Below are 20,981 nucleotides of genomic sequence, written 5' to 3'. Positions count from 1 at the left end.
AGATGAAATTGCATAAAACAGTATTTAAGAATTATGCTATAGTAGCATTGTTATTAGGATTGGGGCAACAAGTCTCTGCACAAGTTGATCCCGAAAGACCAGTAACGATTGATTCTTTTGATGTAGTCCGTGATTACAAACCTATTCTTGCTGATGCGGTAAAGATTCGTCGTAGCCCAGACATGACCAACAAGCGTGCATATATGCAAAAGCTTACTTACGGGAATGTCCCGGATAAAAAATTGGATATCAATACAGGTCTGAAGGAACTAACGGTGCAAGAGTTACCGTTCACGAAAGTTCAAGATATTACCTCCAACTATGTGAAATTGGGTGTAGGTAACCTAGGAACTATTCTTGGAGAGGCATATGTAGCGAATGAACAATACGAAAATTTACGTTTTGGTGCTTTTGTGAAGCATTTAAATCAGAAAGGTTCGTTGGAAGAACAAAAATTCTCTAGACAGGAAGTTGGAATTTTTGGACGTCGTATTTTAGATGGTTTTACTGTAGACGGAACAGTTGGTTATAATAGATTTGCGACACGTTTCTATGGAATTCCAGTAGATTTATCGGGTGTCACATTGAATCCAGCAAAAGAAGCGCAAGCTTTCAATGATATTTATTTTACAGGTGAATTAACGAGTAATTTTGATCCAGCTAACGAAGAAGCTGTTTCTTATTCTGCTAAATTAGACGCTTATACGTACAAGGATAAATTCGATGGAAGCGAAAATTCAATCGCATTGTCGGGTTACTTAAATAAGCGCGTTCGTACATTCAATATTGGTGCTAACGTAGCTTTAGATTACAATTCGATTGGCGGTGTAGGTGCTAATTTAGATAAATTCAAAAATTCGATTGCGACGATCAATCCATACATCAGTTTCAAAGGGACGAACTATACATTGACATTAGGTGGTAATATCGTGTCCGAATTTGGTGACGAAAGTAGATTTAATATTTTCCCTGCTGCTGAAGTAGATTTCTCCTTAGTGCCGGGTTATATTCATTTGTTTGGTGGTTTGAATGGAGGTGTTCAAAAAGCTTCGTATAAGCAACTTACGCAGTTGAATCCTTATTTGGGTCCAAATCAAACATTCCAAAATCAGGTTGATCGTTTGCATATTTTTGGTGGTATCAAAGGTAATGCAGGTGCGACATTCGGCTACAAAGCGAAAGTTATTTACAAGAATATAGAAGGATTACCATTATTTTTGAACAATGCTGAAGCTCCTTTCCGTTTCGATTTAGTATATGATGGAAACGAGGATGACAAAGCAAAATACTTCGGTATTGAAGGAGAAATTAACGTACGTTTATCGCAATTAGTTAATTTAGGAGCACGACTTAATATTGATGGGTATACTACAGCGACACAAGATGAAGCTTGGTTCACGCCAAATCTGCGTTTAGCTTCCAATGCACGCTTTAATATCTCAGAAAAACTGTATATTGATGCTGAAGCTTTGTTTCATGGTTCTTCATGGGCAGCTACGTATGATTATGATTTGAGCGCCAATCCTGCACGTATTGACAATTCTTATAGCAAAGTGTCAGTGCCAGAGTTTTTTGATTTAAACGCCGGAGCTGAGTATAAAGCCACGTCTAATTTAGGGATATTTATCAAAGCCAATAATATTTTTAACAAAGAGTATCAGCGTTATTTATATTATCCTAAGTTAGGTTTCAATGTGATAGGAGGAGTTAATTTTTCATTTTAACAAATAAGATTATAACTTTGCAACACATATTATAGTTTAAATTATATGAATTTAGGAAGGCAAATTTATTCTTTGCTCAGGAGACATGCAATGGTCTTTGTGAAAGGATTAGGAACGTTCAAACGTACCCGTACATCGGCGTCTTTTGATGCAAAGCGAAAAGTTGTCTTACCTCCTTTAAGTTATATCGAATTTGAACATGAAGTGCAAGAAGGTTATGATTTTGCATTGTATATACAGCAAAGTCAGCATCTAGAAAAATCTGAAGCAGAAACTCTCATACAAAGGGAAATAGAAATATTAATAGATAGTATCAATACGGATGGGCAAGCCACACTTGAAGAATTGGGTCAACTTGTTTCATACGGTCATTCTTATATATTCAAGCCATTTGATCTAAGTGGTTTTCAATTTTCACCAATTGAAGATCCATATGTAAAAGAGCTCGATGAAGTAGATAATTTAGCCGTTAATAATGAAATAGATAATACCTCCGTAGAATCATTTCCTGAAGAAATTTCGCCTATCAGCGAGAAAGATAAAAAGATTTTGCAGGAGGTACATCAAATTGATAACTCTTCTTCAGTAAAAGCTCCAGCATATAGAACAAATACACCTTATGCTGATCATCATAATTATTTTGAAGATGAAAAACCAAGACGCAATAATACATTAGTATATGTATTGATAGCTGCATTGGCATTGATTACGTTGGGTGGTATTTATTATTACAGTATTATCACGAAAAAATTGGATAATGTAGATCAATATCTTACGGAATTTGGGATTGATACGTTAGATCAAGATGGAGATACGCTGATTACAGTAATTGACACTAACAGTATAGCTTCAATTGATTCGACTGCATTGCAGGCAAATGATTCTTTAGTTACTCAGGTGGAGGAATCTGCTCCCAAGGTTGTAGAACCAATAAATCATAAGTTCACCATCGTGGTGGGAACGCATCCAAAATTTGCACAAGCGGAAGCGGAAGCAGCCGAATATCACAAAAAGGGATTCAAGCATGTACGTGCGTTACCTTCCAATTTGGAGAAAAATCGTAAAAAAGTAATTTGGGATACATATCCAACAAAAGAACTCCGAGATTCAGCATTACGTTATGTGCAAAAAAATGTCAAGTCAGACGCTTGGCCAACAGTATTATAATTAAGATTAATAGAAACCAATAAAACAAATAGTATTACATATTATGTCATTCATTCAAGACAACTTAGTCACAGATTCTTTGAATCAAGCAGCATCAGCAGCAAATCAGGCCATAGCTATCGCACAACCTGTCGATGATCAAAATCTTATTCAATTACTAATGAAGGGTGGTTGGATTATGATTCCAATCGTAATATTATTTTTCATCGGATTAGTGATTTTCATTGAGCGTTACATTACAATTAGTAAAGCATCAAAAACAGATGGCAATTTGATGGCACAGATTAAGAGCAACGTGTTGTCTGGTAAATTGGATTCAGCTATTGCGGTATGTCGTTCGAGCAATTCAGCTTTAGCGCGTATGTTGCAAAAAGGTTTGACTCGTGTCGGTCGTCCAATCAAAGACATTGAGGGTGCAATTGAGAATGCAGGTAAATTAGAAGTTTCGCGTTTAGAGAAAAACATCAATATATTAGGAATTATCGCAGGTATTGCGCCGATGCTTGGTTTCGTTGGAACGATTTTCGGGGTTATCCAAATTTTCCGTGAGGTAGAAATTGCAGGTGGTATTGATATTGGTTCAGTTTCTGGTGGTCTTTATGTCAAAATGATTGCATCAGCTTCAGGTTTGACAATCGGTATCTTGGCATACATTGGTTACCACATCTTGAATATGATGGTAGAACGCTTGATCCTAAAAATGGAAACTGAAGCGGTAGAATTTATTGATTTATTAGACGAACCAGGGGTTTAATCGAGGACCTATTATAAATCGGATAGACCATGAATATAAGAAATAGAAGAGGTAAACCGACTGCAGAAGTGCATACAGCAGCGCTGAATGACATCATGTTCTTTTTGATGTTATTCTTCTTGTTGGCTTCGGCGGTGGCAAACCCTCAGGTGGTGAAATTATTATTGCCAAAATCCAGTGCAGGCGAACAATCTGTAGCGAAGAAAACTGTTACTGTATCAATCACTGCGGATTTGGCGTATCATGTGGACAAGCAAACAGTGCCGTATGAGGCATTAGAACAAACTTTGCAAGCGCAAATGAATACAGGAGAGGAAGTGACCATCATGCTTTATGCGGATAGTACAGTGCCGATCCAAAATGTTATATCTGTAATGGATGTTGCAAACCGTTTGAAAATCAAATTGGTATTAGCTACAGAGCCAAAGAAGGATTAGAAATTGATAATTTGACAATTTGAAAGTCGTTGAGTCTAAGTAATACGTAATTAAAGAGTTAATTGTTTTTTGACTTTTTAATTCAGACTTTTTAATTTAAAAATAATGTATTATCATATAAAAGAAGAGAATAATTTACCCAAAGCTATTGGCTATTCATCCATTGTCATGGCGATTTTGATTGCTATTGGCTTTTTTATAGTCTTTGGACAGCCTGCTATTCCAGATTATGGGATGGGTGGAATTGTGGTGAATTATGGTACATCGGATGTGGGCACAGGAGACGATTATATGAGCATTGAAGAACCTTCGATGGATGAAAATGCGAATAATGTAAGACCTGATCGCATCGTTCCGACAGAAACACCTACACCGACTCCTACGCAGCAAGTATCTGATAAAGCTGTAGCAACACAGGATATGGAAGATGCGCCATCAGTTACAAAAACTGAAAAGGCTGTTAAAAATCCTGCGCCAGAAACAACGAAGGAAGTAAAAAATAGTACACCTACAGTGAATACCAATGCCTTGTATAAAGGTAAAAAGAATAATGGGCAAGGTGCTGGTGATGGCGAAGGTGGCGGAGCTGGTAACCAAGGTTCTGCATTAGGTGATCCTTTAGCATCCAATTATGGTGAAGGTGGCTCAGGTTTCGGAAATACGCCAATTTCATTGACAAGTAGACATTGGGCTGTACGACCTAATATTGATGACAAAAGCCAATTTTCGGGTGTTGTTGTGTGTGAATTGACTGTGGATAGAAATGGTAATATCGTAAGTGTAAGACCAGGTGTCAAAGGCACAACCTATTCATCACCTACTGTTTATAGTATGTTGGAAAGAGAATTACGCAAAGCAAAATTCAATACCGTTCCAAATGCGCCTGAAAGACGTGTAGTACACGTTACAATAAATTTCAAAGTAAGATAATTCAAGTTTTATGCATACTTATACAGAGGTAATCGATTATTTATATAGTCGATTACCTATGTTTACTCGTGACGGTGCTTCGGCCTACAAGAAGGATTTAGATCGTACAATAGCGCTTTGTGAAACCTTAGGAAATCCACAAGAAAAATTTAAAACTATTCATGTTGCCGGAACTAACGGCAAAGGCTCTTCTTCGCATATGCTTGCTGCTATCTTGGTAAGTGCAGGTTATAAAACGGGTTTGTATACTTCACCGCATTTGGTGGATTTTAGGGAACGAATCCGAATTAATGGAGAGCAAATTTCAGAGCAATTTGTAATTAACTACATTAATTCTCAAAAAGATTTAATTGAAGAAATTCAACCTTCATTTTTTGAAGCAACAGTTGCGATGGCTTTCGATTATTTTGCCAAAGAGCAGGTCGATATTGCTATTATCGAAGTTGGGTTAGGCGGAAGATTGGACAGCACGAATATCATTTCTCCTGAGGTTTGTTTGATTACCAATATTGGTATGGATCACATGAATTTGTTGGGTGATACCTTAGAAGAAATAGCAGGGGAGAAGGCAGGGATTATCAAGGCTAATACGCCAGTTGTTATTTCAGAAACAAATGCGATTACAGCTCCGATATTTGAAGCAAAAGCTCAATTAGAAGATGCGCCAATTATCTTTGCTGACCAAGAAATAACAGCTGTGCGATTAGAGAAGGATACGTTAATCCAACGTATTCAAATCAGCAAAGACTCCGATACAAAGCAATATAATTTGGATTTGACAGGATCTTACCAAGTTAAAAACATTGTTGGTGTGCTGGCCGTCATTGATCAGATTCGAGACAAAGGTTTTGTAATTTCGGAAGAAGACTTAAGTTTTGCGCTTGAAAACGTTCAAAAACTAACGGGATTCCAAGGTCGTTGGCAAACGTTGAGTATAGATCCATTGATTATTTGTGATACTGGACACAATGAAGACGGTATCAAAGAAGTTATCAAAAACCTTAGTGAAGTTTCTTATCAGAATCTGCATATAGTAATTGGCGCGATGAAGGACAAAGATTTGGATCATATGCTTCCTTATCTTCCAAAAGACGCAATTTATTATTTTTCTAATCCAGATATGCCACGTGCTATGGAAGCTGCCGAGCTGGCTGAAAAAGCGTTGTTCTATGGGTTGTCAGGGAAAGTTTCAGGCTCTGTTATTCAAGCTTTCAATGATGCAAAACAAGCGTATATGCAAGGTGATTTAATCTTTGTTGGCGGTTCTAACTTTGTGGTCGCTGAGGTATTGCAGCATATGACATAAGAAAAAGTCCAATTGATAAATTGGACTTAATTATTGTTGAGTTGATTACGGATTATAAACTAAAACTTTTTTCCATTCCTCATATAGATTAAACGTATAATTCCCATCCCCCAATTTCAGTACTCCTTCCAAAGTTAAGGTATTGCCATCTTCAGAAAGCTTATAGGTTAAGTTTGTTTGCTTCTCATCAATATATGACCCAGTTATTTTATCAAGAACATTTTCAGTGTATTTAGCAGCACCATCTATTTGAAATATACCTTCGTGGGTAATAACAGCACCATCTGCGGTTAATTGCATATTAAAAAATTTTCCATCATTTGTAAAAATTTTATACGCTCCAATAGGAATTTCATTAAGGTTTCCTTGGCCATCTTTAGATTTTTTAAGTTCCCAAATTCCAGTTAATGGTTTGTCTTGTGCAAAACTTAATGTAAATAATGCAACAAGAAATGTGGTTAGTAGTGCTATTCTTTTCATAATATCAGTTTTATAGATTCATTTTCAAATTAATTATTTCCTTTTATTGCTTTAATAATTCCTTCGAGGTTTTCGTTAAACTCCAAAAGCTGTGCAAAGACCTTATCGTCTTTTCCTAAGCCACCATGTTTGTTGTTTTTACGGAAAATAGCTTTGATGTCTTCCCAACGATTTTGCTCTTCCGCAGTTATTAAGTTGGCCAATTCTTTTAATTTAAGTAAATTACTTTCCGTGTCAGCTGTCAAAGTTTGTGATTCACTTTCGTAATGTGCACGTAACACGTCGTCAATTTCCTTTTCATTCATCATGGGCACAATTTGAGTTACCAACTTGCTCATGTTACGATACGAGCCTTGCATTTTGAATGAAGGTTCTGTACGATACGAATCTTGCATAGCTGCGGATTGAATGTAGTTCTTGTTGACTTTGATAACAACATCCCGAATCTTCAATACATGCTTCAATACCGCGACGAAATTGTCAATATCCTGCTTCAAATAATTACCTTCTAAATTGGGTAACTGCTCAGAAGCGTTTTGTACAAAATCAATCAACGCATAGAAATCTTTAAACGATTTGCTTGCAATTTTCTCCAAATGAGGATTTTCAATAGCAGCATTTTCAATAAGACTCAGGTTAAACAGATGTTCGGTATCGCCAATTACATCACCTAAGTTGTACACATCGGCACGATTTGCTAACATGTCTGGAATTTGAAACTTAGAACCCGATTCTGTGTATGGATTTCCTGCCATCACGATGCAAAAACGTTTGCCACGTAAGTCATACGTCTTACTTTCTCCATCAAAAATGCCATCTATTTTGCGCTGACCATCCGCTAATGAAATGAATTTCTGGAGAAATTCTGGATTCAAATGTTGAATATCATCGAGATACAGCATCACATTGTCTGCCATCTCAAAGGAAAGGTTGATTTTCTTCAACTCTTCGCGTTCACCAGAAGTTTTAGCTTCGACGGGATCAATGGAGGTAATAGAATGCCCAATGGTAGGACCATTGACTTTTACAAAATGTAAACCCATCGTTTTCGCCAGGTATTCCATCAAAGTCGTCTTACCGTAGCCTGGAGGAGAAATCAACAACAACATACTCATACGTGCAGTACGTTTATTATCTCCTGCTGCACCCAATTGCTTCGCTAAATTGTTTCCGATGAGAGGAAAATAAACTTCGTTAATCAACTTATTACGAACAAAAGAAGTTAATACTTTCGGTTCAAACTCATGGATTTTTAACTCTTTCTCATAAGATTTTACCAATTGCTCTTTTAGTGCCGCGAAAGAATTAAAGCGTTGGACGTCATGATTTGTGAAAGTATTCAGTTTATCCATAAATTCATGGTAATGGATAGCCAACTTGCCTTCTTCCAAAACAGCATGATTACCTTTTAATCCTTCTAAAGATGTCGTGTCGTGGGCAAAATGCAAATGATAAGCTTCTTTTGGGAAAAGTAATTCCACTGCGGCTTCCTCAACCAATGGTCTATTGGTTTCATAATTTGCATCTTCATCGATGAATGCATGCAACCAATTGAGTAGCAGATGATATTTGTCTTCCAGACTGAAATGTGTGTTTTCTAAATCGTCTTGTAAGGATTTTAATGATTTTTTGTTTTCCAGTGCACGTACAAAATCTTGTTTCAGATGGTCAGCGCTTTCACTCAATACCATTTTTCCGTGTTGAGAAATGGTTTGGAAAAGATAAGTTGAAATCTGATTGGAAGATGTTTCAAAAACATCAAGATTTGTTTTCCAATTGAGATATTCTTTTTCAATTTCATCCACAGCACTTTGATAGCGTTTACTATTTGGAAAAGCTTTTATCACACCAGCTGTGGAATGAATTAACGCTTCGATTTTTTGGCGAATTTCAGTTGGTAGCGTAAACCAAAAAAGATGTGCAGTAGCTCGTAGTTTTGGCGAATAGCGAAGTAGTTCCATTTTATCATCCATCGTTTTGATAGCTTGATAAATCAACAATGCATCGTAATTGTGAACACCTTTGATGTAATTTTCCGAATAATTTTGTTCTACCGTTTGTGTGATAAATTCTTCTGCACTAAAAGTTTCTTGATCTAGCGAAGCTAAAAATGTTTTGAAGGCTAAATATTCAGCACGATATACAGCCTTGTTCTCCGAAACTAGTTCTTGCTCCCAAATATCTTGAAACGACAGAATTTCTTCACTTTTTACTTTTTGGTAAAAACTCGTGCCTGTCAGATGGTAATACAATTCTTCGTTGCGACGAAGCAAAGTCAGACTGAGCGGTTGTTTATTGACCGTAAATTTGTGCTTGCCAAGGGCAATAATATTATCGCCATCAACATAGAGCTCCGTCTTGTCGCGTAAAACGCGCAATGCGTCTTCCTGTGATTTTTTAAGTAAATTCTCTAAGTTTTCAGCTTTAGAAACGTCATTTAAAAATTTCAGTTCGGTGATAAGTTCACGAATCTTGTTAATCATCAAATCTGAAGCATAGAAACTTAGAATTTCTTCACGCGCGTTGAATGTTTTGGATTTATTCTCAATGTTTTTGAGAACGCGCAAACCAATCTGCTCCAAAGAAGAACTTCTTTTATTGAGCTGCTCCACAATTTGTTCACGTCGCGCATTGAAAGCTTTGATAATTTCATCGCGCTTGTCCGCTATTTTCAACGCAAAATCATCAAATTCCGAAAACTTGCTATCTAATTCTTCAAGCTGAACAACAATCTTTGTGTAATATTCGTCCACCTTATCAGCCGAAGTCGAAAGTTCCAAGTAATTTGTCACCGACTGTTCCAACAAAGTCAATTGTGCCGAAAATTCGGCCACGGCTTCTTTACTTCGCAAAGAACTCAATTTGCGTGTAAGTTGTGCACGAACTTCGTTCAATGATGAAAATATCAACGATATTTTCTCAATGATTTTAGTTGTTTGTGTAGCATCTTCGATCTTAAGACTATTGAGAATATCAATCAACAATTCCAATTCAGAAGAAATAGCTATATTGTTTTCTTCAACTTCTTTGGCGTCAAAAGCTTTGGTAATTTCTTCTACTTTTTTCTTTTGCTCAATGACACGTTCTTCGTAAGATAGGAGGGCTTCATCTTTCAATAAGAAAGCAACAGTCTTGTCAGAAAGGTCAACGGCAATTTTTTCAATTTGCTCCGAAAGTTTAGTAATTTGTGTTTCGTCGGTGTATTTTACATTTTTCAGGTCAATAATCTCACCTTGCAGTTTACGCGAATCCGCCAATTGATGTACCAACTGATCCAGCTTTTCAACAGTTGTGCTGTTGATCTGAAACACGAGATTTTCTAATTTCTTATGCGTGTTTTCTACAACTTCTAAGGCATGTTTGCGCAGTGTTTGTACTTTTACAAATTCATCTATTGCGGTGTTCGCAACTTCCGAGATCTGCTTTAGTGGTTCGCCCAAATTTTTTAATGCAGGATCATTAATCCAAAAATAACTATCTAATATTCCATTGGTTTTGCGCAGAATATCCTCATAAAGCCCTTCATAGCTATCTTCTTTGTTGACTAATTGCACAACTTCTTGTACTTCGGCCATTGCTTGTACAATTTGCTTATTGCCTACTTTGTACACTGGGTCATCGCGTCTTTCGGTGTTTTCTTGTAAGATTGCCATGTACGGCGTTTCCCAAATCTGTACCTGATGATGACGTGTTGCCTCAGCCTCAGTTCGGAAATAAATCAACGAGCCATCATCAAAAACTGTAAAACCATTACAGATAATTGGAGTCTCAACCGCTTGCTGAATGATGTTGTATGACATCAAAATATAAGTGTTGGTCTCCGATTGTGTAAATACATACAAGAAATCTTCACCGTTAGGTGAGGCAATTCTGCGCAAGAAGGAAACATCTTCAAAGATATTATCAAATACTTTGTATGTGCCGTTCTGTAAATAATAACCATTAGAAAATATTATACCTTGATTATCAGGCAACAAAATTGCCGATTCATTCAAGGATTTGATGTTGACAACCTCTTTGGTGCGTTGATTGAAAATGTAAGCTCTAAAATCTTCTTGATAAGGCTTCACACGAACGGCAATTAAATTTCCGAGATCTGCAAAGTAATAATCCGCATCATCCAGTTGTTGATCCGTATTAGCTACTTTTTCCGAATAAATTCCCTGCCCAGAATCTGTGTTATTCTCAATTTTGAACGTGATATCGCCATGCAGTGCTTCGATGAAGACTTTATCCAGAATTGAAATGTGTGGAAATTTACCTAGCCTTCGATCTTCTAAAGTCGTTTTGGTCCAAGAGAATTCATGCTGTATAGGTAATTTGACCTCATGAATACTACGGTCATCTTGATAGATAAGTTTATCGCCTTTTATTAACCATTTAAACGCTTTTCTGTCTTCCGCATTTTTGCTTGTTTGGAAAATCATATATAGAAAATTTTCCGTTCTGCGGAACTTCGAAAATATGGAGTCGCGGTAATATTTATAAAGATTTTGGTAGTCTGTAATAAAATTAGGATCGTTGATTAAATCAAGAGAAAGAGGATTAAAGTGATTGTCTTCAAACGCGTAAATACTGAATACATCCTCCAATTTAATCTCTGTACGTAATCCGAAATGCACGTTGTACCCGAAAATACAAATATTGTCAAGTGCTATAATGCCACGCGCCACACAGTTATTTTCAGTTGTGATGCGTTGGTTAGCTTTCAATATAAAACTTGTTGAATTGAAGACTTCCTTGCGCGCTGAATTAAGCTCATTCACACGCTTTGCTAAATCATCACGTTGCGTCAAAAGGCGCTTGCGAATGATTTCGTATGAGCCTGTATCTAAAGTATCACCTTTGTGGAGTGTTGTTTTATTATCTTCTGTCATTGGTTACATAGCTTACACTCCTAACGGAGTGATACATAGTTTGTATTTTTATGCTTTTTACATAGCTTTCACTCCTCTGGAGTGATTATATAGTAATCCTTAATGCAATATAGTATAGCTCTCACTATTTTTGTTTGTAAAAAGTTTTACCCCGTAGGGGTAAATGCTCTATATAAAGTTAAGCTTGAATACTTCGAGCGAGCCTTTAGGTACGCAACATTACTCTAGCTCCTTGAAAATGTATTTCTCATTATAATCTATTTCAAAAGCGTTTAATAGCTCTAGGTATTCATCTCTAAAAGTCACTTTTTTATGATGCTCTTTTTGTCTTTCTATATACCGAATAACAGTTTGTATTTGCGATTGACTATAACTAAATGCACCATATCCCTCTCGCCATCGGAATAAAGTCTTTGACAGTTTGTGCTCATTTATAAATTGTGACGACTCATGCTTTACTTATCGCATTAACTCTGAAATAGACTGATTCGGATTTAACCCTATAAATAAATGAACATGGTCAGATGTTGAATTTATGGCTAATACCTTGTGCCCATTATTTTGAACAATCGCAATGATGTATTTGTGCAATCTATCTTCCCAAGACGTAGTAATCAAGGCTTGTCTGAATTTGACAACAAAGACAAACTGAATATACAATTGCGTGTAGGTATTAGCCATTTTAGTGATGACACTAACTTAGCTTCTTATTCGAAATACCTAAACTTTTTGCAATGCCGAATAGTGAATTAATAAATCCTTTATCTTCTTCGTTATCTTCTGATGAAGCGGCTTGTTGCAATTTGATTAAAGCAGCGGAAACAGTAAGGTTTTTAATGTCATTTGTTGAGATGCCATACTTATCTGCTAACGCGCGAACTTTTTCCGCTAAATCACCTTTGCCGTCAGGGCCTAATAAAGAATTCATAATGTCAGTGGCGTGTTGCGAATTATCAATCAATTTGTCAAAACCTTTCGCATTAGAAACCTGACGCACGATATTCTCAAAGAACAATGTCTCACCGCCCACGATGTCAATTTTCGCAGATTTCAATGCTTCTGACAATACCGAAGCTTGTGCACCTGCGATGTCTTTTTGAATATTGATATGTGCCAATTCGATGTCGCGCTCTTTCTGCAATTGCAATTTGAACTCCTCGTGCTCTTTACCTACACCATCCAATTGCTTCATTGCCGAAGCTTTTTCTTCAATTCCTTTAGCTTCTGCTAAAGCTTTCTCACGAACAACTTCTGCTTGTGCTAAACCTTCTTTACGTAACGCTTCTGCCTTTTTCTCAATAACTGAAGCTTCTTTAGTGCCTTGAATCTCCTCTGCTTCAGCTTTCGCAACCATTACTTCCGCTTCTGATAAACCGATAGCCGCTTCTTCTTTGGCTTTTGCTTCCGCAATGATTTTACGTGCTTCCGCTTCTTTTGCAGATGCTTCTTTCTTCGCTTCCGCTTCGATTAATAATTCTTGTGCTTTTTTCTCCGCTATTTTGCGTGCAGCTTCTGCATCGATTACTTTTTTCTCCGCCTCTTGTTCAGCTGCGATTTTCGCTGCTTCAGCAGCTTTCACAGTCGCAATCAAGCGCTCTTCAGCTTCCTGCGAAGCCGCAATAACACCAGCTTGTTTCTTACGCTCAACTTCACGGAATACCTCTACATCTTTGACAGCTTGTTGTTCTTCAATTACGCCTTTCTCCAATTGAACGCGCTCTTTGATGACATTCTGAATAGATTTTTGTTCCGTCTCCACCGAGCGTTGTTTATCGATTTGCGCCAAAGTCACAATACGCTCACGCTCTGTAGCTTCCAACGCACGGTCTTTCTCTACGCGTTCTGTTTCTACTGCATCCGTACGAAGTTTATTTTTCTCTGCAATGATAATCTGGCGCATCTTGTTTTCTTCTTGAATAGCCAATGCTTCCTCCGTAGAGATACGAACAGTCTCGGATTTTAGACGCTCTTCTTCACGTACTTTAATGATTTCAGCTTCTTCACGAGATTTGATATTTTCAATCTCACGACGCTGCTTTTCTTCTTTTTCAGCCAATTGACGTTCTAATTCCAAAATCGCTTCACGTGCTTCTACATCTTGTTTTTTGATTACTTTTTCTTCTTCACGACGAATCAAGTTTGCATTCATATTTTGTTTAGAGGTCAACTCCGTGATTTTTTTGATACCTTCGGAATCCAAAATGTTGTCAGGACTCAAGAATTTCAATTCTGTTTGTTCCAAATAGTCAATAGCACAGTCATCCAAGATATAACCATTCAAATCCGTACCGATAATATTCAAGATCTCATCACGAAACTCACGACGAGCTTCGTACAATTCGATGAAATCGAATTTTTTACCTACAGTCTTAAGTGCTTCTGAAAATTTAGACTCGAAGATATTTTTTAATGTTTCTGGCTCACTTGCACGGTCACAACCTAAGTTTTGAGCTACGTTGATTACGTCGTCAACGGATTTGTTGACACGTACGAAGAACGCAACTTTTATATCTGCACGGATATTATCTTTACATATCAAGCCATCACCTTGCATACGGTTGATTTCGATTTTCTTGACAGAAATATCCATTACTTCCATTTTATGGAATACCGGAATGACGTACATACCTTTGTTGAAAGCTACATTCGAGCCTCCTACACCCGTACGTACAATCGCTTTTCCTTGAGGAATTTTTTTGTAGAACATACTAAGAACCACAAAAAATGCGATGATGATAAAGACTACAGCACCAACTGCTATGAGCACAATCCCTGTTAGTCCATCGATAAATAATAATTGATTAGTAATCATGATATGTTTAAGTTTTATTTTTTAAAAGTTATTTAGGTTTATATTTTTCTGAACATAATAGTATTTTTTGTCTGCAGCCTCATCCACAATGGTGACTTCATCATCATAGCGAATTTCTGAACCATCCACACTTTTTACATTTAGTCGGATGACATCTTGCTGAATCAATAATTCGACAGAACCAATACTTTCACCTTTGATGCTCGAACGCATTTTTCCTATTCTGCCCAAAAATTCTAGAGCTTCTTCACCGGAATAACCTACTTTTTGGTACAGCTTAACTACTGGTATTGTTACATAATGCATCAAGAAATAGGTCAAAACAAGTATTGGGATTAATATCCATACTGATTTCCATCCGTAACTACCAAGATGAAAAAGTAGCGATGTCGCAATCGTAATAAGCCATCCAATAAATTTGAAAAGTGTAACGATTACCATCAAAGGAGCTTTACCAATATTAATAAAATCCATAGCTTTCGCGATGAACGATGGTTCTGTGTTTCCATCTATAGTTGTGTCACCTTCTATATCTTGTACGTCAGCTCCTTCAAAATTTGCATCAACATCTGTTCCGCCAAAATCAAAACCATCACCCATCAGTATCGTAAACAACCAATACAATAGCGACAATCCTGTTAACAGCGTCATTATTGCATTTGGCAGTGGATTAAAAAGGATATTTATAACTTCGGACATAATTTTGGTGCGTTAAAATTAAATTATTTCTCTTTTAAATGTATAATGGAATGTCCAAGAATTACCACCGAAGGTAAGGTCTTGCACACTTACCAGTTCCCATCCTTGTCGGCCAAATTCGTTAAGAATTTTGTCTATTTCCTCTGGTTCTAATAATGTCCCCCAAAAACCTTTTGGCTCAACTTTTACCGTTTTATATTCAAATCTTTTCATACTGCTAATTTTACTGGATAATGATTTCGTATTATTAATATGTAGACTAATGTGCCAATGAATGGCGCACAAAGTATCAAAAGTATGATCAATATCTTGTCTGTAGTTTTATGTGAAAAATCTCTTTTGTGCAAATCCCAAAGTGCTCCGCCAGCCATAATTAGTGGAATCAATACTAGAAAACTCATAATGACGAGCATAAACATTTCGGCTGTTCCGATATTTATAAATATTAAATTGTTCATCTTTAAGTGTTGTTAATTTTACGCTTTAATGCTTCTAATTCTTCGTTGGTTGTATCCGATTTGCGGAGCAAATAGTCTATTTCATTCTCTGTATGCTGCTGACTGTATTCTTCCAATGCCTCATTATACGCTTCTTGATGCTCCAATTTGGTCTTCATCTTTTCCAGAAGCTCAATTGTGCTGTTGTTGTCTATATTGGCCATTTGTCTATTTGCAAATTCAGAAGCTTTATTTATTAATTTTTTCGCTTTCAACGTACTTAGCTCTTTTTCCCACTTTGCAATATTGAACTTTAATATATCAATTTTACTGTTAAGTAAATTGTTTTTTTCAGAATATATTGTCACTTCGTTTGTGATTTCTGCTGCCTCAGAGGTCAATTTTTTCTTAATATTCAGCGCTTCCAATGCAAGTTGATCAGCTTTTGCTGCGTCAATTTCTTGTTGATGGGCTTTCTGTAACAACAACATGGCTTTATATTCATAACTCGTTGCATCATTCAACTTATTTTTAGCAAGATTCTCGCTTCGTATTAAATGCGCTCGATTCGTTATATAAGCTTCCGTCAATTCTGATAGCTGTTGTTTCATTTCTTCAATTCCTTTTTCAATCAAATGAATTGGATTTTCCATCTTATCGACCAAAGCATGAATTTCTGCTTGTCCGATTTTTAAAAGTCTTTTAAAAATATTCATCACACGATTTATTTCTTTGAAAATTCTATAAGTTGTTCCTTGTACTCGCCTAGCAATAAAGAAAGCGAATTAATAGCCGCATCAAATTCATTTTGATCCAGGTTGTGCAATTGTAAAGTGTACCTAAAAATCACACGCTTGCCATCTTCGGTAAGTGCAAATGCTCCATGAATGATATCTCTATTTTTAATCAAGAGCGATTTGAAAATATGCAAGTTGTCCGAATGCAAAGAAAATAGATGTTGTTCGAAAATGATTATCGGAGGTGTAACTCCAATTATCAGATTCTTAATGCCATCAAAATTGTTTTCAATCAGAAAAAAACCTTCATTCTCATTCTTGCTGATAATGGTGTAATCCAAATCGAGAATAAATTTTTCAACAGTTTTGAAGTTCATTGGCTAATTATTTTATATATTTGCTTATAATGTTAGCGTAAATATAAGTAGTGCAAAATATTTTTGCAAAATAATTCTAATTATTTTTTTCAATGAGTCAAATTGGTAATAATATTAAGAAGCTTAGAAAGGTGAAAGGGTTAAGTCAGCAAGCTTTTGCAGAGTTATTTAACTTGACTAGAGGTAATATTTCCTCATATGAGGAATTTCGTGCAGAACCACGAATAGAAGTAATTCTGCAGATTGCAAAATATTTTAGCATTCCGATATCTGAGCTTCTCGAAAAGCAATTGACAGTTAACGAAATTTTAAATTTTGAGGATCACTTTGAAAAGTCAATTCAATTAAATTCAAAAGCTTTAACAGAAATACCTTTTTTGAATCGGGAATATTTGCAAAATAATTCAGTGGTTGAATTAAAAGAACTGCCTCATATATATTTCCCAATATATAATAAACACAGTATGTTGGCTGTGGAAAATTCGGATATAATTTCAAATCCTGCTGATTTTTCTTTTGAAGAAGGGACAATTCTTTTTTTTGAGCATGTAGAGATTGATATACTGCATATATTAGATTTAAAAATTGGTTTTTACTTAGAAGGTGAAGATATGTTTTTTGGACAATACGAAGTAGCTGACAAGCAAATAAAGTTAAAACTTAACGATTGGAAGGAAGCTGTTTTTACGGAAGAAAATCAGCAATCTTTTTGGAAGTTGTACGCAAAGTTTGCTAGGGTATAAAATATATAAAAGGATTTTAGTTCAGAATTATATCATTTTTGAATAAAAAGTCTTCAGGAGCTCTTAGTTTAAATAGATGTGATTTAATAATTATAAAATCATCATAAGTAATATCTAGAGCAGGTTCAAAAAGTAAAGATTCTAATTTGGAGACAGGATCTACATGGCAAAAAAAACTTGTTTTCCTATTGGATTCTTCGCTATGGGATTCCAAAAATCCAATTTCATAGTGAGGGTCAGTGATAGTATAAATTTTTGATTGGTAAATTCCATAGTTTCTGATAAAAGAAAAGGAGAGGTCTGTCAAGATTAAAAGTTCTTCTCCATCTTTATGCCAGAAAACTATTCTTGCAAAGCGGTAGGTGAGAAATAAATAAAATGCACATATAATAAGGGCTGCTGGTCCTATTTCTTCAAATATATTGAATGTGAACAATCCAACAATATAGAGTATAATAAAAGAAAATAATAGGAACATTAATAAATTGACTATCCATTTCGGATGAACCATTTTAATTATTACATCTATTCTCTCATGATAATCTTTTAATAGTACAATATTTTTAGGAAATTTCATTCTTAATTTAAGTTATACTTAATATAATGATTTTGTAGAAAGAACAAGCTCCATTTGAATTTCAAATGGAGCTTGTGCGTTTACTTCATCTCTTCTTTCAAGAATCGGGCGGTTTCAGAGTTTTTAACTTTGATTAAATCTTCTGGTGTACCTGCAAAAAGAAGTTGTCCGCCTTTACGGCCACCTTCTGGTCCCATATCAATAATCCAATCCGCTGTTTTGATTACATCCAAATTGTGTTCTATAATCAAAACCGTATTTCCTCTGTCGACTAAACGTTTAATTACTCCCAACAAAACATTGACATCTTCAAAATGTAATCCTGTTGTTGGTTCATCAAGGATATAAAACGTATTTCCAGTATCTTTTTTCGATAATTCTGTCGCTAATTTTACGCGTTGTGCCTCACCACCTGAAAGGGTAGTGGACGATTGGCCTAAAGTCAAATAGCCCAAACCAACATCTTGTAATGTTTTAATCTTGCGATAAATAGATGGAATATGTTCGAAGAAATCTACAGCTTCATTGATACTCATGTTCAAGACATCCGAAATCGACTTACCTTTGTAGCGCACTTCTAATGTTTCGCGGTTATAGCGTTTGCCATTACACGATTCACAAGGAACTTGTACATCTGGTAAGAAGTTCATTTCAATAATCTTCATGCCTGCACCTTGACAAGTTTCACAACGTCCTCCTTTGACATTGAAAGAGAATTGTCCCGGCTTATAACCACGGATTTTAGCTTCTGGAAGTTGTACATAAAGCGTTCTAATATCCGAAAACACACCTGTGTAGGTCGATGGATTCGAACGTGGTGTTCTTCCAATAGGACTTTGGTCTATCTCGATAACTTTATCAATATTTTTTAAGCCTTCAATGCTTTTGTGTGGCATTGGCGTTGCTTTCGCTCGGAAAAAATGTTTATTCAGAATAGGGTAGAGCGTACCTGTTATTAAACTCGATTTTCCAGAGCCCGATACTCCAGTAACTAAAATTAATTTTCCCAATGGAAAATCAACAGATACATTTTTTAGGTTATTGCCTGTCGCGCCTTTTAGTGATAATACTTCGCCTGTACCTTTTCTGCGTTCTTTAGGAATAGCTACTTCTTTTTTGCCATTCAAATAGGCTGCGGTAAGTGAATCTGCTTTTAATATGTCTTTTGGAAGACCTTCTGCAACAATTTCTCCTCCATTCACACCTGCTGCAGGTCCCATGTCGATTACATAATCCGCATTCAGAATCATGTCCTTGTCATGCTCCACAACTAGAACCGAGTTTCCTATGTCTCGAAGGTTTTTCAGGGAATTAATCAAACGCTCATTATCACGTTGATGCAAACCAATACTTGGCTCATCCAAAATATACAAGACATTTACCAGTTGCGAACCGATTTGCGTAGCCAAACGAATACGCTGTGCTTCACCTCCTGATAATGTTTTTGACGAACGATTCAATGTCAAGTAATTCAAACCTACGTCCAATAAAAAGCCTAAACGAGTTCTTATTTCTTTCAGGATTTCGACGGCAATGGTTTTTTGACGATCATCCATCTTCTCCTCAACGTTTTCCAACCAAGTTGCCAGAACTGAAATGTCCATTGACGCCAATTCTGCGATGTTTTTATCGGCGATCTTAAAATGTAGTGATTCCATACGCAATTTGTCACCATGGCAAGTTGGACACACCACTTGCGTACGAAAGTCATCCAGTGCAGGCGCATCATCGGAATATTTACCACTTTGTTCTTCCAGCATCTTGAAGATGCCCGAAAAAGTGACTTTATATTCTCTTGCGCCATAAGACCCGTATGAAACAGTAAGTGATATAGGTTCTTCCGCACCAAAAAGCATCAAATCTATTTGTTCTTCTGTCAACTTATTGACAGGAGTCGTAAGCGAAATCTCAAATTTCTTTGCTACTGCCTTGATAATCGCACTATTCCAACTTTCTTTTAGCGAACCCAAAGGAACGATTGCACCTTTTTGAATACTTAATTTCTTATCTGGAATGACAATGTTTTTGTCAATCTCAAAAATATAGCCCAATCCATCACATTTGGAACATGCACCATAAGGTGAGTTGAACGAAAATGTATTCGGCTGCGGTTCGTCGTATGAAATGCCTGACTCGGCATCCATCAAATATTTACTAAAAAACTGTTCTTTAGTATTATCGCGATTTACAATTTTGATGATGCCCTTTGCAGCTTTCATCGCTTGGAGCACCGATGTATACAAACGTTTTTTATCGCCTTCAGAAGCGTGAAGTCTATCAATAACGATTTCGATATCGTGTATTTTGTAGCGGTCCACTTGCATTTTTGGCTCTAAATCCAAGACGTCGCCGTCTACGCGTACTTTAGAATAGCCTTGCTTGCGAATTTGCTCAAACAACTCGCGGTAATGCCCTTTACGACCTTTGACAACAGGAGCCAAAATATTAATTCCTTCGTCTTTAAAGTCAGTTAAGATTCGATCTACAATCTGCTCTTCAGACATACGCTGCATTTTTTTACCCGTTGCATACGAAAATGCTTCACTTGCTCGTGCATACAGCAGACGTAAAAAGTCGTAAATTTCGGTAATTGTACCTACGGTAGAACGAGGATTTTTGTTCGTGGTTTTTTGCTCAATAGAGATAACCGGACTCAAACCTGAGATTTTGTCTACATCAGGACGTTCTAATCCACCCAAAAACTGACGACTGTAGGCAGAGAAAGTTTCCATATAACGACGTTGTCCTTCTGCATAAATGGTGTCGAAAGCCAATGATGATTTTCCCGACCCACTCAATCCTGTGATAACCACCAGCTCATTGCGCGGAAAAGAAACATCAATGTTTTTTAAATTGTGTACACGAGCACCATATACTTCTACTTCACTTTGATCACCTAAATCGACTACTTTTGTTTTGGACAT

At 36.5% G+C, this 20,981-nt stretch carries 18 protein-coding genes; 7 read left to right on the top strand and 11 right to left on the bottom strand.

Features of this window, described 5'->3' with window-relative positions; genetic code table 11:
• Positions 1-2 precede the first annotated feature (2 nt).
• The 6 genes from FLS47_RS00890 (at position 3) to FLS47_RS00865 (ending at position 6,318) form a co-directional block, all read left to right on the top strand.
• Complete coding sequence (locus FLS47_RS00890; RefSeq protein ID WP_149912516.1) at positions 3-1,724, top strand: TonB-dependent receptor; 1,722 nt, start codon at positions 3-5, stop codon at positions 1,722-1,724.
• A 45-nt stretch (positions 1,725-1,769) separates the two neighbouring features.
• Positions 1,770-2,891, top strand: a complete 1,122-nt coding sequence (locus FLS47_RS00885; RefSeq protein WP_149912515.1) for an HU domain-containing protein — start codon at positions 1,770-1,772, stop codon at positions 2,889-2,891.
• Positions 2,892-2,934: 43 nt separating this feature from the next.
• Positions 2,935-3,645, top strand: a complete 711-nt coding sequence (locus FLS47_RS00880) for a MotA/TolQ/ExbB proton channel family protein (protein ID WP_149912514.1) — start codon at positions 2,935-2,937, stop codon at positions 3,643-3,645.
• A 29-nt stretch (positions 3,646-3,674) separates the two neighbouring features.
• On the top strand, positions 3,675-4,082 hold the full coding sequence (locus tag FLS47_RS00875) for an ExbD/TolR family protein (RefSeq protein WP_149912513.1): 408 nt from the start codon (positions 3,675-3,677) through the stop codon (positions 4,080-4,082).
• A 105-nt stretch (positions 4,083-4,187) separates the two neighbouring features.
• Positions 4,188-5,012: an energy transducer TonB family protein gene (locus FLS47_RS00870; protein WP_149912512.1), complete on the top strand. Its 825-nt coding sequence runs from the start codon at positions 4,188-4,190 to the stop codon at positions 5,010-5,012.
• Positions 5,013-5,022: 10 nt separating this feature from the next.
• Complete coding sequence (locus FLS47_RS00865) at positions 5,023-6,318, top strand: bifunctional folylpolyglutamate synthase/dihydrofolate synthase (protein ID WP_149912511.1); 1,296 nt, start codon at positions 5,023-5,025, stop codon at positions 6,316-6,318.
• 45 nt (positions 6,319-6,363) lie between these two features.
• On the opposite strand, the gene FLS47_RS00860 is transcribed toward FLS47_RS00865, so the two are convergent.
• The 9 genes from FLS47_RS00860 to FLS47_RS00820 form a co-directional block, all read right to left on the bottom strand.
• A complete protein-coding gene (locus FLS47_RS00860) occupies positions 6,364-6,798 on the bottom strand; it encodes a DUF4488 domain-containing protein (protein ID WP_149912510.1) in 435 nt (144 codons plus the stop codon).
• A gap of 29 nt (positions 6,799-6,827) precedes the next feature.
• Positions 6,828-11,675, bottom strand: a complete 4,848-nt coding sequence (locus FLS47_RS00855; protein WP_149912509.1) for a DNA repair ATPase — start codon at positions 11,673-11,675, stop codon at positions 6,828-6,830.
• A 459-nt stretch (positions 11,676-12,134) separates the two neighbouring features.
• On the bottom strand, positions 12,135-12,356 hold the full coding sequence (gene tnpA, locus FLS47_RS18855; RefSeq protein WP_317131672.1) for an IS200/IS605 family transposase: 222 nt from the start codon (positions 12,354-12,356) through the stop codon (positions 12,135-12,137).
• 13 nt (positions 12,357-12,369) lie between these two features.
• Entirely contained in the window at positions 12,370-14,487 is a 2,118-nt protein-coding gene (locus tag FLS47_RS00845; RefSeq protein ID WP_149912508.1) for a flotillin family protein, read from the bottom strand.
• Between the two features lie 21 nt (positions 14,488-14,508).
• Positions 14,509-15,186 carry a hypothetical protein gene (locus FLS47_RS00840; protein ID WP_149912507.1) on the bottom strand — a complete coding sequence of 226 codons (678 nt, stop codon included), beginning with the start codon at positions 15,184-15,186 and terminating at the stop codon, positions 14,509-14,511.
• Between the two features lie 18 nt (positions 15,187-15,204).
• Positions 15,205-15,399, bottom strand: a complete 195-nt coding sequence (locus FLS47_RS00835) for a DUF4177 domain-containing protein (protein ID WP_149912506.1) — start codon at positions 15,397-15,399, stop codon at positions 15,205-15,207.
• Complete coding sequence (locus FLS47_RS00830) at positions 15,396-15,644, bottom strand: PLDc N-terminal domain-containing protein (protein ID WP_149912505.1); 249 nt, start codon at positions 15,642-15,644, stop codon at positions 15,396-15,398. Before FLS47_RS00830 ends, FLS47_RS00835 begins: the two co-directional genes overlap by 4 nt.
• Positions 15,645-15,646: 2 nt before the next feature.
• Positions 15,647-16,339, bottom strand: a complete 693-nt coding sequence (locus FLS47_RS00825) for a PspA/IM30 family protein (RefSeq protein WP_149912504.1) — start codon at positions 16,337-16,339, stop codon at positions 15,647-15,649.
• Positions 16,340-16,347: 8 nt separating this feature from the next.
• On the bottom strand, positions 16,348-16,737 hold the full coding sequence (locus FLS47_RS00820) for a type III secretion system chaperone family protein (protein ID WP_149912503.1): 390 nt from the start codon (positions 16,735-16,737) through the stop codon (positions 16,348-16,350).
• A 92-nt stretch (positions 16,738-16,829) separates the two neighbouring features.
• Between FLS47_RS00820 and FLS47_RS00815 the strand changes: the two genes are divergently transcribed.
• Positions 16,830-17,480 carry a helix-turn-helix domain-containing protein gene (locus tag FLS47_RS00815; protein ID WP_149912502.1) on the top strand — a complete coding sequence of 217 codons (651 nt, stop codon included), beginning with the start codon at positions 16,830-16,832 and terminating at the stop codon, positions 17,478-17,480.
• Positions 17,481-17,496: 16 nt separating this feature from the next.
• On the opposite strand, the gene FLS47_RS00810 is transcribed toward FLS47_RS00815, so the two are convergent.
• Positions 17,497-18,057, bottom strand: coding sequence for a hypothetical protein (locus FLS47_RS00810; RefSeq protein ID WP_149912501.1), 561 nt, complete (start codon positions 18,055-18,057; stop codon positions 17,497-17,499).
• Positions 18,058-18,137: 80 nt separating this feature from the next.
• Positions 18,138-20,981: an excinuclease ABC subunit UvrA gene (uvrA, locus tag FLS47_RS00805; protein WP_149912500.1), complete on the bottom strand. Its 2,844-nt coding sequence runs from the start codon at positions 20,979-20,981 to the stop codon at positions 18,138-18,140.

Origin of the sequence: Sphingobacterium cavernae (genome assembly GCF_008520265.1) — a bacterium.
Lineage (GTDB): Bacteria > Bacteroidota > Bacteroidia > Sphingobacteriales > Sphingobacteriaceae > Sphingobacterium > Sphingobacterium cavernae.
The sequence above is the reverse complement of the archived record's forward strand: the minus strand, read 5'-3'. Positions and strand labels throughout refer to the sequence as shown.

Excerpts from the sequence above, each read along its gene's own strand:
- FLS47_RS00890 (WP_149912516.1), top strand. The coding sequence starts at position 3 with ATGAAATTGCATAAAACAGTATTTAAGAATTATGCTATAGTAGCATTG.
- FLS47_RS00885 (WP_149912515.1), top strand. The coding sequence starts at position 1,770 with ATGAATTTAGGAAGGCAAATTTATTCTTTGCTCAGGAGACATGCAATG.
- FLS47_RS00880 (WP_149912514.1), top strand. The coding sequence starts at position 2,935 with ATGTCATTCATTCAAGACAACTTAGTCACAGATTCTTTGAATCAAGCA.
- FLS47_RS00875 (WP_149912513.1), top strand. The coding sequence starts at position 3,675 with ATGAATATAAGAAATAGAAGAGGTAAACCGACTGCAGAAGTGCATACA.
- FLS47_RS00870 (WP_149912512.1), top strand. The coding sequence starts at position 4,188 with ATGTATTATCATATAAAAGAAGAGAATAATTTACCCAAAGCTATTGGC.
- FLS47_RS00865 (WP_149912511.1), top strand. The coding sequence starts at position 5,023 with ATGCATACTTATACAGAGGTAATCGATTATTTATATAGTCGATTACCT.
- FLS47_RS00860 (WP_149912510.1), bottom strand. The coding sequence starts at position 6,798 with ATGAAAAGAATAGCACTACTAACCACATTTCTTGTTGCATTATTTACA.
- FLS47_RS00855 (WP_149912509.1), bottom strand. The coding sequence starts at position 11,675 with ATGACAGAAGATAATAAAACAACACTCCACAAAGGTGATACTTTAGAT.
- tnpA (WP_317131672.1), bottom strand. The coding sequence starts at position 12,356 with ATGGCTAATACCTACACGCAATTGTATATTCAGTTTGTCTTTGTTGTC.
- FLS47_RS00845 (WP_149912508.1), bottom strand. The coding sequence starts at position 14,487 with ATGATTACTAATCAATTATTATTTATCGATGGACTAACAGGGATTGTG.
- FLS47_RS00840 (WP_149912507.1), bottom strand. The coding sequence starts at position 15,186 with ATGTCCGAAGTTATAAATATCCTTTTTAATCCACTGCCAAATGCAATA.
- FLS47_RS00835 (WP_149912506.1), bottom strand. The coding sequence starts at position 15,399 with ATGAAAAGATTTGAATATAAAACGGTAAAAGTTGAGCCAAAAGGTTTT.
- FLS47_RS00830 (WP_149912505.1), bottom strand. The coding sequence starts at position 15,644 with ATGAACAATTTAATATTTATAAATATCGGAACAGCCGAAATGTTTATG.
- FLS47_RS00825 (WP_149912504.1), bottom strand. The coding sequence starts at position 16,339 with ATGAATATTTTTAAAAGACTTTTAAAAATCGGACAAGCAGAAATTCAT.
- FLS47_RS00820 (WP_149912503.1), bottom strand. The coding sequence starts at position 16,737 with ATGAACTTCAAAACTGTTGAAAAATTTATTCTCGATTTGGATTACACC.
- FLS47_RS00815 (WP_149912502.1), top strand. The coding sequence starts at position 16,830 with ATGAGTCAAATTGGTAATAATATTAAGAAGCTTAGAAAGGTGAAAGGG.
- FLS47_RS00810 (WP_149912501.1), bottom strand. The coding sequence starts at position 18,057 with ATGAAATTTCCTAAAAATATTGTACTATTAAAAGATTATCATGAGAGA.
- uvrA (WP_149912500.1), bottom strand. The coding sequence starts at position 20,981 with ATGTCCAAAACAAAAGTAGTCGATTTAGGTGATCAAAGTGAAGTAGAA.